Annotated in this window: 12 protein-coding genes; all 12 read left to right on the forward strand. The window is 46.2% G+C overall.

Going from position 1 to position 12720, the window contains the following annotated elements; translation table 11 throughout:
* The first annotated feature begins 37 nt into the window (after nucleotides 1-37).
* The 12 genes from folD to NLX74_RS07760 all read left to right on the forward strand — a co-directional run bounded on the left by folD (nucleotide 38) and on the right by NLX74_RS07760 (nucleotide 12626).
* The gene (gene folD / locus NLX74_RS07705; RefSeq protein ID WP_254328381.1) at nucleotides 38-895 is read left to right on the forward strand and encodes a bifunctional methylenetetrahydrofolate dehydrogenase/methenyltetrahydrofolate cyclohydrolase FolD; all 858 of its coding nucleotides are present in this window, start codon (nucleotides 38-40) and stop codon (nucleotides 893-895) included.
* Nucleotides 896-907: 12 nt separating this feature from the next.
* On the forward strand, nucleotides 908-2272 hold the full coding sequence (xseA, locus tag NLX74_RS07710; RefSeq protein WP_254328382.1) for an exodeoxyribonuclease VII large subunit: 1365 nt from the start codon (nucleotides 908-910) through the stop codon (nucleotides 2270-2272).
* Entirely contained in the window at nucleotides 2262-2522 is a 261-nt protein-coding gene (gene xseB / locus NLX74_RS07715; RefSeq protein ID WP_013310814.1) for an exodeoxyribonuclease VII small subunit, read from the forward strand. The genes xseA and xseB overlap by 11 nt, the downstream gene beginning before the upstream one ends.
* The gene (locus NLX74_RS07720; protein WP_235309551.1) at nucleotides 2494-3417 is read left to right on the forward strand and encodes a polyprenyl synthetase family protein; all 924 of its coding nucleotides are present in this window, start codon (nucleotides 2494-2496) and stop codon (nucleotides 3415-3417) included. Before xseB ends, NLX74_RS07720 begins: the two co-directional genes overlap by 29 nt.
* Nucleotides 3418-3524: 107 nt before the next feature.
* Nucleotides 3525-5423 (forward strand): 1-deoxy-D-xylulose-5-phosphate synthase, encoded by a 1899-nt coding sequence (gene dxs, locus NLX74_RS07725; protein WP_039270954.1) that lies wholly within the window; start codon nucleotides 3525-3527, stop codon nucleotides 5421-5423.
* 76 nt (nucleotides 5424-5499) lie between these two features.
* Nucleotides 5500-6351, forward strand: coding sequence for a TlyA family RNA methyltransferase (locus NLX74_RS07730; protein ID WP_023989243.1), 852 nt, complete (start codon nucleotides 5500-5502; stop codon nucleotides 6349-6351).
* A gap of 155 nt (nucleotides 6352-6506) precedes the next feature.
* Nucleotides 6507-6983: a hypothetical protein gene (locus NLX74_RS07735; protein WP_254328383.1), complete on the forward strand. Its 477-nt coding sequence runs from the start codon at nucleotides 6507-6509 to the stop codon at nucleotides 6981-6983.
* Nucleotides 6984-6999: 16 nt separating this feature from the next.
* Nucleotides 7000-7449, forward strand: a complete 450-nt coding sequence (ahrC, locus tag NLX74_RS07740; RefSeq protein ID WP_013310809.1) for a transcriptional regulator AhrC/ArgR — start codon at nucleotides 7000-7002, stop codon at nucleotides 7447-7449.
* Nucleotides 7450-7507: 58 nt separating this feature from the next.
* A complete protein-coding gene (recN, locus tag NLX74_RS07745) occupies nucleotides 7508-9226 on the forward strand; it encodes a DNA repair protein RecN (RefSeq protein WP_028540598.1) in 1719 nt (572 codons plus the stop codon).
* A 123-nt stretch (nucleotides 9227-9349) separates the two neighbouring features.
* Nucleotides 9350-10510, forward strand: a complete 1161-nt coding sequence (gene spoIVB, locus NLX74_RS07750; protein WP_254328384.1) for a SpoIVB peptidase — start codon at nucleotides 9350-9352, stop codon at nucleotides 10508-10510.
* 216 nt (nucleotides 10511-10726) lie between these two features.
* Nucleotides 10727-11530, forward strand: coding sequence for a sporulation transcription factor Spo0A (spo0A, locus tag NLX74_RS07755; RefSeq protein ID WP_023989239.1), 804 nt, complete (start codon nucleotides 10727-10729; stop codon nucleotides 11528-11530).
* Nucleotides 11531-11876: 346 nt separating this feature from the next.
* Nucleotides 11877-12626 carry a class I SAM-dependent methyltransferase gene (locus NLX74_RS07760; protein ID WP_254328385.1) on the forward strand — a complete coding sequence of 250 codons (750 nt, stop codon included), beginning with the start codon at nucleotides 11877-11879 and terminating at the stop codon, nucleotides 12624-12626.
* Nucleotides 12627-12720 lie beyond the last annotated feature (94 nt).

Below are 12720 nucleotides of genomic sequence, written 5' to 3' on the forward strand. Positions count from 1 at the left end.
GTAGAGACTACTGAATCAGGTTGGAGAGTGGTTAAACATGTCAGCACCGATCATTGATGGTAAACAAATCTCTCAGGATATTCGCGCAAGAATTCAGCAAGAGGTCATTCGTCTGAAAGAGCACCGCTTTCAACCGGGACTGGCTGTTGTATTGGTAGGCGAAGATCCCGCTTCGCAGGTGTATGTTAAAAACAAGGAAAAGGCGTGCCATGATCTCGGCTATTACTCAGAGGTTCACCGGTTGGCAGCAGATACTTCGCAGGAAGCATTACTGGAACTAGTGGACAAGCTGAACCATCAAAGTACTATCCATGGGATTTTGGTTCAACTGCCATTGCCAAAGCATATTCATGAAAAAGCTGTCATTGACGCGATTGCAGTGGAGAAGGATGTGGATGGATTTCATCCGGTGAACGTAGGGAATTTGGTCATCGGTGACGATAGTCTATTGCCTTGTACTCCTGCTGGAGTCATTGAGTTAATCAAGCGTGCTGGAGTGGAGATTGCTGGTAAACATGCGGTAGTTATTGGTCGCAGTAATATCGTAGGCAAGCCAGTGTCTTTATTGTTGCAACGTGAAAATGCTACGGTTACGATGTGCCACTCCCGTACAGCGAATATCGGGGATCTAAGTCGACAAGCGGATATCTTAGTCGTTGCGATCGGCAAAGCCAACTTTATTGATGCTTCGTTCGTGAAGCCCGGAGCGGTTGTGATAGATGTGGGGATGAACCGTCTGGAGAACGGAAAGCTGGCGGGAGACGTTGATTTTGAGAGCGTGAAGCAAGTGTCTGGTCCGATTACGCCTGTTCCCGGCGGAGTAGGCCCGATGACGATTACGATGCTGATGCAAAATACGCTTGTAGCGGCCAAGCGGTCGCACGGTTTGGCATAAGGGCAGCTGCCTATGGCTGAACAACGTATTTACTCTATAAAGGACCTGAATCGTTATATCCGGATGAAACTGGAATCGGATCAGGTGCTGTCTGATGTATGGATACGCGGGGAAATTTCTAATTTTACGCATCATTCGAGTGGTCACATGTACTTTACGCTCAAGGATGAGGGGAGCCGCATACGTTCGATTATGTTTGCAACCCATAATCAGCGGCTTCCCTTCGTACCGAAAGAAGGTACGCGTGTTATTGCCCGGGGAAACGTATCCGTGTACGAACGAGATGGACAATATCAGTTTTATGCGACTCAAATGCAGCCTGATGGTATAGGAAGCCTTTATTTGGCTTACGAACAGCTCAAGCAAAAGCTGGATGCAGAGGGACTGTTTGATACTGCTCGTAAGCGTAATCTCCCTGCCCATCCGGCAACCATTGGCGTGATTACGTCACCGACCGGAGCGGCTGTGCGTGATATTATTACGACCCTTCAACGGCGATACCCGCATGCTGGAATTGTGTTGTATCCTGTGCTTGTACAAGGAAAAGGTGCCGCACCCTCGATTGTCAAGGCAATTGAAGCTATGAATCGTATGCAAGAGGTTCAGGTGATGATCGTCGGACGGGGAGGTGGCTCGTTGGAAGAACTGTGGGCGTTTAATGAGGAAGCGGTTGCGCGCGCCATTTACGCATCGGTCATTCCGGTTATTTCGGCAGTTGGACACGAAACGGATTTTACCATTGCCGATTTTGTGGCTGACTTGCGTGCAGCAACGCCAACCGCAGCAGCTGAGTTGGCTGTGCCTAATCAGGCAGAGCTACGGGATCAGCTGCTCCAGCGTGAGCAACGCCTGCGCAACGCCCTCCGGCAGCGGCTGGAAACCAGCCGTGAACGCTTGGTGAGGCTTCAGCGTTCACCAGTCCTGCTGCACCCACGCCGCTATATGCTACAGCATGCAGAGCGAATGGACATGCTGCATCAGCGGCTAATCCGCGCAGTGGGTAACCGTTCACGCTTAAACGCAGAAAAGAATGCACGTATGCGTCAGGTACTAGAGCGGTTTAATCCACGTGAACAAATTCGTTCGGCACGCAAGCAGGCGGATATGGCGCAACGTCAGCTGGAGTCTGCGATGCGTGCTATTACGAAAACGGGACGGCAGCAGTTGCACACGGGAATTCGTCAGCTGGATGCGCTGAGCCCACTCAAAGTCATGGCCCGAGGCTATAGCTTGGTATACGATGAGCAGGAGAAACGGCTGATTAAGTCGCTCAAAGACGTACAGCCGGGAGATTCCATCAAGATTAAAGTGAGTGATGGGCAGTTGGACTGCCAAGTATGGGGAATGAAGGAGGACGCGAAGCACGGTGGCGAATGAAACGGAATTGAATTTTGAAGCGGCTATGGCCGCTCTTGAAGAAATTGTCGGACAACTGGAGCATGGAGACGTTCCTCTGGAGCAAGCCATTGATTTGTTCCAGCGGGGGATGAAGCTGTCTCAGCTTTGCAGTCAAAAGCTGGAGCAGGTTGAACGTAAAATTGAAATGATCGTGGAAGAGGATGGAGATTTGCGCAAGAAGCCTTTTGGCGGCGGATTAGATGAAAACGGCGGTGAAGGGCTTGAATAGACCGTCGTTCAAGGAATATTTGACCGGAACGGCGGATGCGGTTTCGTCTGCACTGACCGAGCAGTTCCCGGCCGATTGGAACATTCCCGATGTTCTTCGAGAATCTATGAATTATTCACTCACCGCAGGCGGAAAACGGCTGCGGCCTCTGCTTGTGATCGCTGCTGCTGAAGCATTCGGTGGAAGCAGGGAAGCTGCGTTGCCAGTGGCATGTGCGGTAGAAATGGTACATACGTACTCTCTCATTCATGACGACTTGCCAGCCATGGATGATGATGATTATCGGCGAGGTAAGCTGACGAATCATAAGGTATACGGCGAGGCGGTTGCCGTCCTTGCGGGTGATGCTTTGTTGACCCATGCCTTTTACAGCATTGTGCAAGCAGGACGACGTCACGGTGTTTCATCCGATTCGCTATTGTCCATTGTTGAGGATTTGTCCGAAATGAGTGGCGCGCGGGGCATGGTAGGCGGACAGGTCGCCGATATGTCAGGCGAGCAAGGAATGACGGGGATCGAGGAACTGGAATATATCCATCTTCATAAAACTGCTGATTTGATTATTTTCTCGCTCTTGGCAGGTGGACGGATTGGTGGGGCGGACAAGACTCAATTAGAGGCGCTTCGCCGCTTTGGACGAGACTTGGGGCTGGCTTTTCAGATACAGGACGATATACTGGACCTCATAGGCGATGAGAGCAAAATGGGTAAGAAAACGCAAAGTGATGTTGAGCAGGAGAAGGTTACCTATCCGTATTTCATTGGTATGGACGCATCTTTGCGGCAGGTGGAGGAACTCACCGCATCTGCTAAAAAAATGATAACAGAGAGCGGTATTCCCGATTCTTCTCGTTTGCTGGAGATAGCGGATTACCTGATGAAGCGTGATCATTAGTTGCGTTAGAGCTGTTTTGACTTGTCTGCGTTTAAGCACAGTTAAAAAGTGTGATATAATACTTGTTAACTTTACACACAAACTTGAAGGAAAGCGGGGAGATATGCGTGCTGCTTCCACACATAAAGCAACCAGGCGATCTGAAATCACTGTCGGTTGAGGAGTTGGCTTCTCTAGCCGAGGAAATCAGGAGCTTTTTGATTGAGAAGCTGTCCGTGACTGGGGGGCATCTGGCATCGAATCTGGGAGTGGTTGAGCTCACGATCGCCCTGCATTATTGCTATAACAGTCCAAAGGACAAGATGATTTATGACGTTGGGCACCAAGCCTACGTACACAAAATATTGACAGGGCGAATGGACCGTTTTGATACACTTCGTCAGCGTGATGGACTTTGTGGTTTTGTAAAAAGAAGTGAGAGCGAGCATGATGTTTGGGAAGCCGGTCATAGCAGCACTTCTCTGTCGGCGGCAATGGGAATGGCCTTGGCTCGAGATTTGAAGGGCGAGGACAATAAAGTCATTGCAATGATCGGAGACGGAGCGTTGACTGGGGGGATGGCCTTCGAAGCGTTGAATCATATCGGTCATGAGCGCAAAAATTTAATGGTCATTCTGAATGACAACGAAATGTCCATAGCACCTAATGTAGGGGCCATGCATAATTATTTGAGCAAAATCCGCTCAGACCGTCATTATTTGCGAGCAAAAGATGAGCTGGAAGTTTTGCTGAAAAAAATACCCGCGATCGGCGGTAAACTTGCCAAATCGGCTGGCCGTGTCAAGGACAGTCTTAAATATATGATGGTGCCTGGTGTACTGTTTGAGGAACTGGGACTTACGTATCTCGGTCCAGTGGACGGACATGATTTGCCGAAGCTAATCGAAACCTTCCAGCAGGCTGATAATGTCACTGGCCCTGTATTGGTGCATGTCGTAACAACCAAGGGCAAGGGCTATAAACCTGCGGAAGCAGATTCACACAAATGGCATGGAATCAGTCCCTACAAAATTGAATCGGGTCAGGTACTCAAAGCTGTAGGTAATCCGATGTATACGGAAATTTTCGGTCGAACGTTGATTGAGCTGGCTGAGCAGGATGAGCGCATCGTTGCGGTCACCCCCGCTATGCCTGGCGGATCAGGATTGGTACCGTTTAGTAAAGAGTTTCCTAGCCGTATGATTGACGTCGGCATTGCTGAACAGCATGCAGCTACCATGTGTGCTGCGTTGGCAATGGAAGGGATGAAGCCGGTGTTTGCGGTGTATTCCACTTTTATGCAGCGTGCTTATGACCAGATTGTGCATGATATCTGTCGTCATAATGCGAACGTAATGTTCGCGATTGACCGTGCAGGTTTTGTTGGGGCTGACGGGGAAACTCATCATGGCGTGTTTGATGTGGCATTCTTGCGTCATATCCCCAATCTTGTGCTTATGATGCCAAAGGATGAGAACGAGCTACGCCATATGATGAAAACAGCACTCGACTATGAAGATGGTCCAATTGCTTATCGTTACCCGCGTGTTAATGTGGTTGGCGTGCCGATGGATAAAGAATTACAGGCTATTCCCATCGGCAGTTGGGAGCTCCTGCGTAAAGGCGAGGGCTTTGCTGTAATCGCATCAGGACCGATGCTCCAGGTGGCGACAGAGGCTGCGGAGGCGATGAAACGGGAAGGTTTGCAAGTGGGCGTCGTGAATGCCCGTTTCCTGAAGCCTTTGGACGAGGATATGTTGCGTGAGCTGGCTCGTCAGCATACGAAGCTGATCGTATTGGAAGAAGCTTCTGAAGCAGGAAGTTTGGGTAGCGCTGTACTGGAATTTTACGCTAAAGCCGAAATACAAGAGGCACAGGTGCGCCTAATGGGGATTCCCGATCTGTTCGTGGAGCATGGCTCCATCAAAGAGCAGCGTGCTGAAGTAGGTCTTACCATTGAGGATGTATGCTTAAAGCTGCGTAAATGGGCTGCTGAGCCAGCATATGGCATGGGACAATCCGTATAGGGTAACTTGAAGTGAAGACCATGACGTTTATAAAAAGTATGACAAGAGCAGCCTGGCTGCCTAAAGGGAGATTAACATGTCTGTTCCGAAGGAACGCATTGATGTATTACTTGTAGAACAAGGCTTTTTTGAAAGCCGTGAAAAAGCTAAAGCTGCGATTATGGCTGGGCTAGTGCTGGCGGACAGCGAACGGATCGAGAAGGCGGGGATGAAGGTACCACGCGCCAGCGAGCTTAAAGTTAAGGGTTCGGTGCATCCGTATGTAAGCCGTGGAGGATTGAAGCTGGAGAAGGCCATCCGTCAATTTGAGCTGGATATGAAGGGCAGGACAATGCTGGATATCGGCTCGTCCACTGGAGGTTTTACGGATTGTGCGCTTCAGCATGGAGCTGAATACGTATACGCCATTGATGTGGGTTATAACCAGCTGGATTGGTCCCTTCGTAATGATGAACGAGTATGCGTAATGGAGAAAACGAATTTCAGATATATGACACCCGCGGATTTGAATGGTTCCGTGCCGAATTTCGCTAGTATTGACGTTTCCTTTATTTCATTACGTATTATTTTGCCCCCGTTGCTTGCCTTGTTGCATCAACCTGCTGATATTGTAGCTCTAATCAAGCCGCAATTCGAAGCTGGACGCGAAAAGGTCGGAAAATCCGGTGTGGTCCGTGATCCTGCTACGCATAAAGAAGTGTTGCAGACCATTCTGATGTTTGCACATGAGCTTGGACTTACGCTGCAAGGTTTGGCTTATTCGCCTATTACAGGTGGAGAAGGCAATATTGAATTTTTAGCGCATTGGCGTTTGGATGGGCTTCCTGCTGCAGAATCGCAGCTGGAGAAGATGGATTTCAGACCACTGATTGAACGTACCGTTCAGGAAGCAGGTCAGACTTTTAATAATGGTCCATCGCGTAAGTAACATTCAGGGGTTCTCCATGAGTTCTGTGAACTTAAGGGAACCTCTTTTTGGTGTGAGGGATTGATTATAGAACTCACGTTCGCCTATAATGAGATGTACAAAGGAAAAGGGATTTTACATCTTGTCCTAGAATATGTCCATGAGGTGATCGGTCCATGGACACAAGATATGATACGGTTATCATCGCTGTGATCGGGGTGATATTAGGGATATGGGCTTTGTATAGCCTACGTGCCTGGTTGAAGGAGCCAGGGTCGCTTGTGCTAAAGACGATACCGATTAACGAGGACTTGGACGAAGGGCCTGTCACAGACCTACTCGAAGAAGCAGGATATGAAGTAGTGGGCGGGAAGATGAAAATACCGCTTGCTTTTAAAGTGAATGGACATACCGTGTATAGCCGTTTGTTTATAGACTACGTGGCTGTACGAAACGGTTCGACATATATGGTCAAAACGTCACGCCGCAAGAAACCAATGGAGTGGAGTGGTCCTGATTTAAGGGACAGGCTCATGCCGTATTTATTGCTCTATCCGGGTTGCGCGGGTGTATTGTACGTTGATACGGACGAGCGAAGTATTCGCCTTATTACATTAGTGGAAGACCTCGAAGAAGAGGAATATGAAGGTTAATCCATAGGAGGATTATATGAAGGGTCAACGACATATTAAAATTAGGGAAATTATTTCACAACATGAGATTGAGACGCAGGATGATCTGGTTGAAGCATTGCGAAAGGCTGGTTTTCAGGTCACGCAGGCGACCGTATCGCGTGATATCAAGGAGTTGCTGCTCATCAAGGTTCCAATGGACGATGGCAGATATAAATATTCGATGCCTTCAGATCAACGTTACAATCCGGCCCAGAAACTGAAACGTACGTTGGTCGATAACTTTTTGCATATTGACTACACAACCAATCTGATTGTGATGAAATGCCTGCCGGGAACAGCCAACTCGATTGCTGCTTTATTGGACAATATTGAATGGTCCGAGATCATGGGGACGATTAGCGGGGATGATACCATTTTGATTATTTGCCGATCGGAAGAAAACAGTGAAGCTATCGTGAATCGTCTTATGGGCTACATTTCCTAATTATAATGGCTACGCATATTAGGCGTTTTAATTTGTACATCATAGAGGTGAAAGAACGATGCTGGTCACTTTGTCTATACGGAATTTGGCGGTTGTAGAGGCCGTCGATGTTCATTTTTATAAAGGGTTTCATGTGTTGAGCGGAGAAACAGGTGCTGGTAAATCCATTATTATCGATGCGCTAGGGCTGATTGCAGGCGGTAGGGGCTCTGCTGATTTAGTGCGTTACGGTTGTGATAAAGCAGAGATGGAAGCCTTATTTGAACTGCCGGTAAAACATCCAGTTTGGAATACACTTGAGGAACAAGGGATTAAGGCTAATGCAGAGGAGCATTTGCTGATTCGTCGCGAACTTACGGTTCAAGGGAAAAGCTCTTCGCGAATTAACGGCCAGATGGTTAATTTAACGATGCTGCGTGAGGTGGGTGAGCAACTCGTCAATATCCACGGGCAACATGAGCATCAAAGCCTGCTACGTGCAGATCGCCATCTGGCGCTGCTGGATACGTTCGGTGATTCGGTCATCGGTCCGGTCAAAACGCTTTATCGGGAGCGTTACAATGCTTTTGTCAAAGCGGAAAAAGAAGTAAGAGAACTGCAAAGCTCCAGTCAAAAGGCTTATCAGCTTTTGGATATGTACCGATTTCAATTAGAAGAGATCGCTGCGGCGGAGTTGAAATTGGGAGAAGATGAATTATTGGCAGAGGAACGGGTCAAGCTATCCCATAGTGAGAAAATGATGGATGGGATATCAGGAGCATACGAACTGCTAAGCGGCAGAGGTGGACTGGATACGATCAATAACGTGTTGTCCAGATTAAACGATGTCCAAAGCTATGACAGCAAAAGCCTTCAGCCCATTGCGGAGCAGATTCAGTCTGCTTTTTACCAGTTGGAGGACGCAGCATTCCAATTACGTTCTTATCGTGAGGATATTGAATTTAATCCAGGCAAGCTGCATGAAGTGGAGCAACGTTTGAATCAAATTACCGGGTTACAGCGAAAATATGGTGATAGTATAGAGCAGATTTTGGAATACTATAGCCGTATTGAGCAGGAAACCGATCTGCTGGAAAATAAAGATGAGCGATTGGAGCAGCTCATTGCAAAACGGGACGAGTTGCTTTCCGATTTGCTTGAGATTTCGGAAGAGCTTACAGAAGCACGTGAAATTTGTGCTGAAGAGCTTGCAGAGCAAGTGGAGCAGGAGTTAAAAGACCTGCAGATGGAAAGAACGTCACTCAAGGTGCGCATTGATCCAATTGAAGATCCACGCGGATATGAGTATAAAGGTCTGAAGGTAAGACCTACCAAGCAGGGCATTGATAATGCGGAATTTCTTATATCCCCCAATCCAGGTGAGCCATTACGTCCACTTGGTAAGATCGCTTCAGGCGGTGAGCTATCACGTATCATGTTGGCGATGAAAAGTATTTTTGCGCGTCATGATCAAATTCCAGTACTCATTTTTGACGAGGTGGATACCGGGGTGAGTGGTCGTGCAGCTCAATCCATTGCCGAGAAGCTATATCGTTTATCTTCCGTTTGTCAGGTCTTTTCCATTACTCATTTGCCACAGGTGGCATGTATGGCAGATCATCAGTACCTTATTGAGAAAAATGTCCATGATGGACGGACCATGACTCAAATTGAGGGACTTACGGAGGACGGGCGTGTCAAGGAATTGGCACGGATGCTGGGCGGCGTGGAAATTACCGAAAAAACTTTGCATCACGCACAGGAAATGCTGAATTTGGCGGAAGGAAAGAAAGCCTGAAAAGAGCGGCTGGCGTAATGTTTAACAGTTATAAAAGCCTGGGGGCAAGGTTACCTTATAGGTACGCAATTGGCGACCACCTTTACTCGTCAAGCGAAAGAAGCAAAGGGAGCGTGACAGCCATTGAATTTTTACTCCAGGATCAAATTGCTCGGTCTTTTGCTTGTTTTTCTTATGTGTTCTATCGGTAACGCTCAGCATGTGCAAGCTGCGCTGCCTCCACAAGCTTCTTTGGATTTGTTCGGCTCTAAAAGCATGAGGACAACCCAAGAAAGTGTAGTTCCCGATTTAAAAGTATACCCGGGGGGGCAGACGATTGGGGTCAAAGTAAAATCTTCAGGAGTGCTTGTCGTCGGTCACCATATCATTCAGGAAAGTAATGATCGTAAGGTGTCACCTGGTGAAACAGCGGGGATTCGCCTAGGGGATCGGATTACACACATGAACGGCAAACCACTCAATAGCCTGGCAAGGGTTGCTGAGGCAGTAGACGAAGCAGGTAAGAATAAAAAGCCGCTCGACATTACACTTTGTCGAGGAGAGCAGACGATTTCCACGAAGTTAACACCAGCATATGATCAAGATGATAAAGCGTGGCGGCTTGGGTTGTATATTAGAGACTCGGCTGCAGGTGTAGGTACATTAACGTTTTACGCACCGGACCAGGGTGTATACGGGGCATTGGGCCACGTAATTACCGATATGAATACCCAAACCCCTATTGTCGTGGGGAGCGGAGAGATTGTGCAGTCCAATGTGACGTCAATTGCGAAAAGTCAAAGTGGGGAACCAGGAGAAAAACGCGCTCATTTTCTCAAAGATCATCGGGTATTAGGAAATATTGAACGAAATACGAATTTCGGAATTTTTGGAAAAATGTCAGATGAGCCGCAATATGGATTGTATTCAACTCCTATTCCGGTGGCTCTTGCGAATGAAGTAAAGGAAGGACCTGCAGAAATTTTGACTGTACTGGAAGGTCAACAAATTCAGCGGTTTCAGGCGGAAATTGTACACATTTCTCAGCAGGACAAACCAGCAACCAAAGGACTTGTGATTCGCATTGTAGATCCAAAGCTGTTGGATAAGACCGGGGGAATCGTGCAAGGAATGAGCGGTAGTCCGATTATTCAAAATGGTAAGCTTATCGGGGCTGTGACACATGTATTTGTGAATGATCCTAAATCAGGTTACGGTTGTTTTATCGAATGGATGCTGCGCGATGCAGGAATCATGCAGAATAACGTAAGCTTGAAATTATCTTCTAATCTTAAGGCGAGCTAGTGGCCTTAAGATTTTTTTGTCGAAAAGCAGGGGAATAACTCATATTTGCAAGATAAAGAATCAATTATAATAGAAACTATAAAAAAAATAAATAAAAATAATTTTCGACAGAAGGAATTCATAATTCGATGTCGAAATCATATACTCCGACAAGAAATATTTATATACTGTAAACAGATATCACAATGGAATATCACTCAATGAGGAGGAAGTACATTGCAAAAAATTGAGGTATTGTTGGCTGATGACAACCGGGAATTTACGAATTTGCTTGCTGAATATATTTCCGATCAGGAGGATATGGAAGTTACAGGAATCGCCTATAACGGCGAAGAAGTGCTCCAACGCATCGCAGAATCCCGCAACATACCTGATGTACTTATTTTAGATATTATTATGCCTCATCTGGATGGTCTCGGTGTATTGGAGCGTTTAAGAGAAATGAACCTGACTCCACAGCCGAAAATCATTATGCTGACTGCATTCGGTCAAGAAAATATTACACAGAGGGCCGTACAGCTCGGGGCATCTTATTATATTTTGAAGCCGTTTGACATGGAAGTGCTGGCTAACCGTGTTCGCCAATTAGTGGGGCCGCAGTTAGTTAGCAGCAGTCCGGTGACCATTTCATCCATGCGGTCCAACGTTGTACCTATGGGTAAGACGAAAAACCTGGATGCCAGTATCACGGCCATCATACATGAAATTGGTGTACCAGCTCACATCAAGGGCTATCAATATTTACGCGAAGCCATTACGATGGTGTACAATAATATCGAAATTTTGGGAGCCATCACTAAAACATTATATCCGGCAATCGCCGAAAAGTTCAAAACGACGGCATCTCGCGTAGAACGCGCCATTCGTCATGCTATCGAGGTAGCATGGACCCGTGGAAATATCGACAGCATTTCACACCTGTTCGGGTACACCATTAATATCAGTAAGTCCAAACCAACCAATTCAGAGTTCATAGCGATGGTGGCAGATAAGCTGAGAATTGAGAACAAGGTGTCCTGAAAGGGCCAGAATGATTGATGAAGCAAGGGATTATTTGGTTTGACGTTTATCAATGATAATTGCAGGGATGGCTACTAATTTCAAAACAGCCGACCCGATCCGATAAACTTCTGAATAGTAGACAACTAATACCGCCTATTTATTGGTTCTTCCAAGAACCAGTAAAGGAGCGGTATTTTTTATGAACGTTTTTGAATTTCAATTTGACAATTTAAAGTTTTCTTCAATTATCATCATTTTCATGCTATCAGTGGTCGTTCTATTAAGGAAGAAAGTTGTTAAAATACTGAATGATACCGGTCTGCTACCCCGAAGTATTTATCCTTAATTGGAAGGTGGAAAGAAAATGAATTCAATAGAGTATAAAGAGTTTTATAATAAAATTGGAAAAATCAACGGCTGGAATTTCAGCCATGTGAAATGTATCTCCGAAGGAGTAAAATGGGACTTCTACAATAAAGTAGCGAAGACATGCAAGAAGTCGGATATATTGCTTGACATCGGTACTGGCGGCGGGGAAGCAATTTTATCAATAGCAGATTCTGCATTACTTCTAGTTGGGATTGACCATTCCACTGGAATGATTGAAACAGCAACCAAGAATTCTGCTGAATCAGACATAGCAAATGTTCGTTTTCTCCAGATGGATGCCGAAAATCTAAATTTTCCTGAGAATTTCTTTAATGTAATCTCTTCTAGACATTCATGCTTTTATGCAAAAGAAATAGCAAAGGTGTTAGTAAAGGGTGGTATGTTCCTGACACAGCAAGTAAGTGAAAACGACAAATTAAATATTAAAGAAGCGTTTGGAAGAGGACAGGCATGGGGTGCTAAGAAAGACTCGTTAAAAGCTCAATATATTACCGAATTAAGTGACGCGGGCTTTAAGGACATACAGTCATTTGAATTCAATGCAACCGAATATTATCAGACTCCTGCAGACTTAATATTTCTCTTGAAACACACACCAATTATTCCCAACTTCGGAGAAGAAGAAATTGATTTTCAAATACTCCAACAATTTATTTCGGACAATCAAACCGAATTAGGAATAAGGACAAATTCAGAACGATTTATGGTGAATGCTAGGAAGTAAAACATAAAGGGATACCCGTTTTTGGGTATCCTTTTTTTAAGTTTGATGGAATAAGTGAATAAAGATTTTCAGCATCTCCCTCCCTATATGACGG

Source organism: Paenibacillus sp. MZ03-122A (genome assembly GCF_024213325.1).
Lineage (GTDB): Bacteria > Bacillota > Bacilli > Paenibacillales > Paenibacillaceae > Paenibacillus > Paenibacillus polymyxa_B.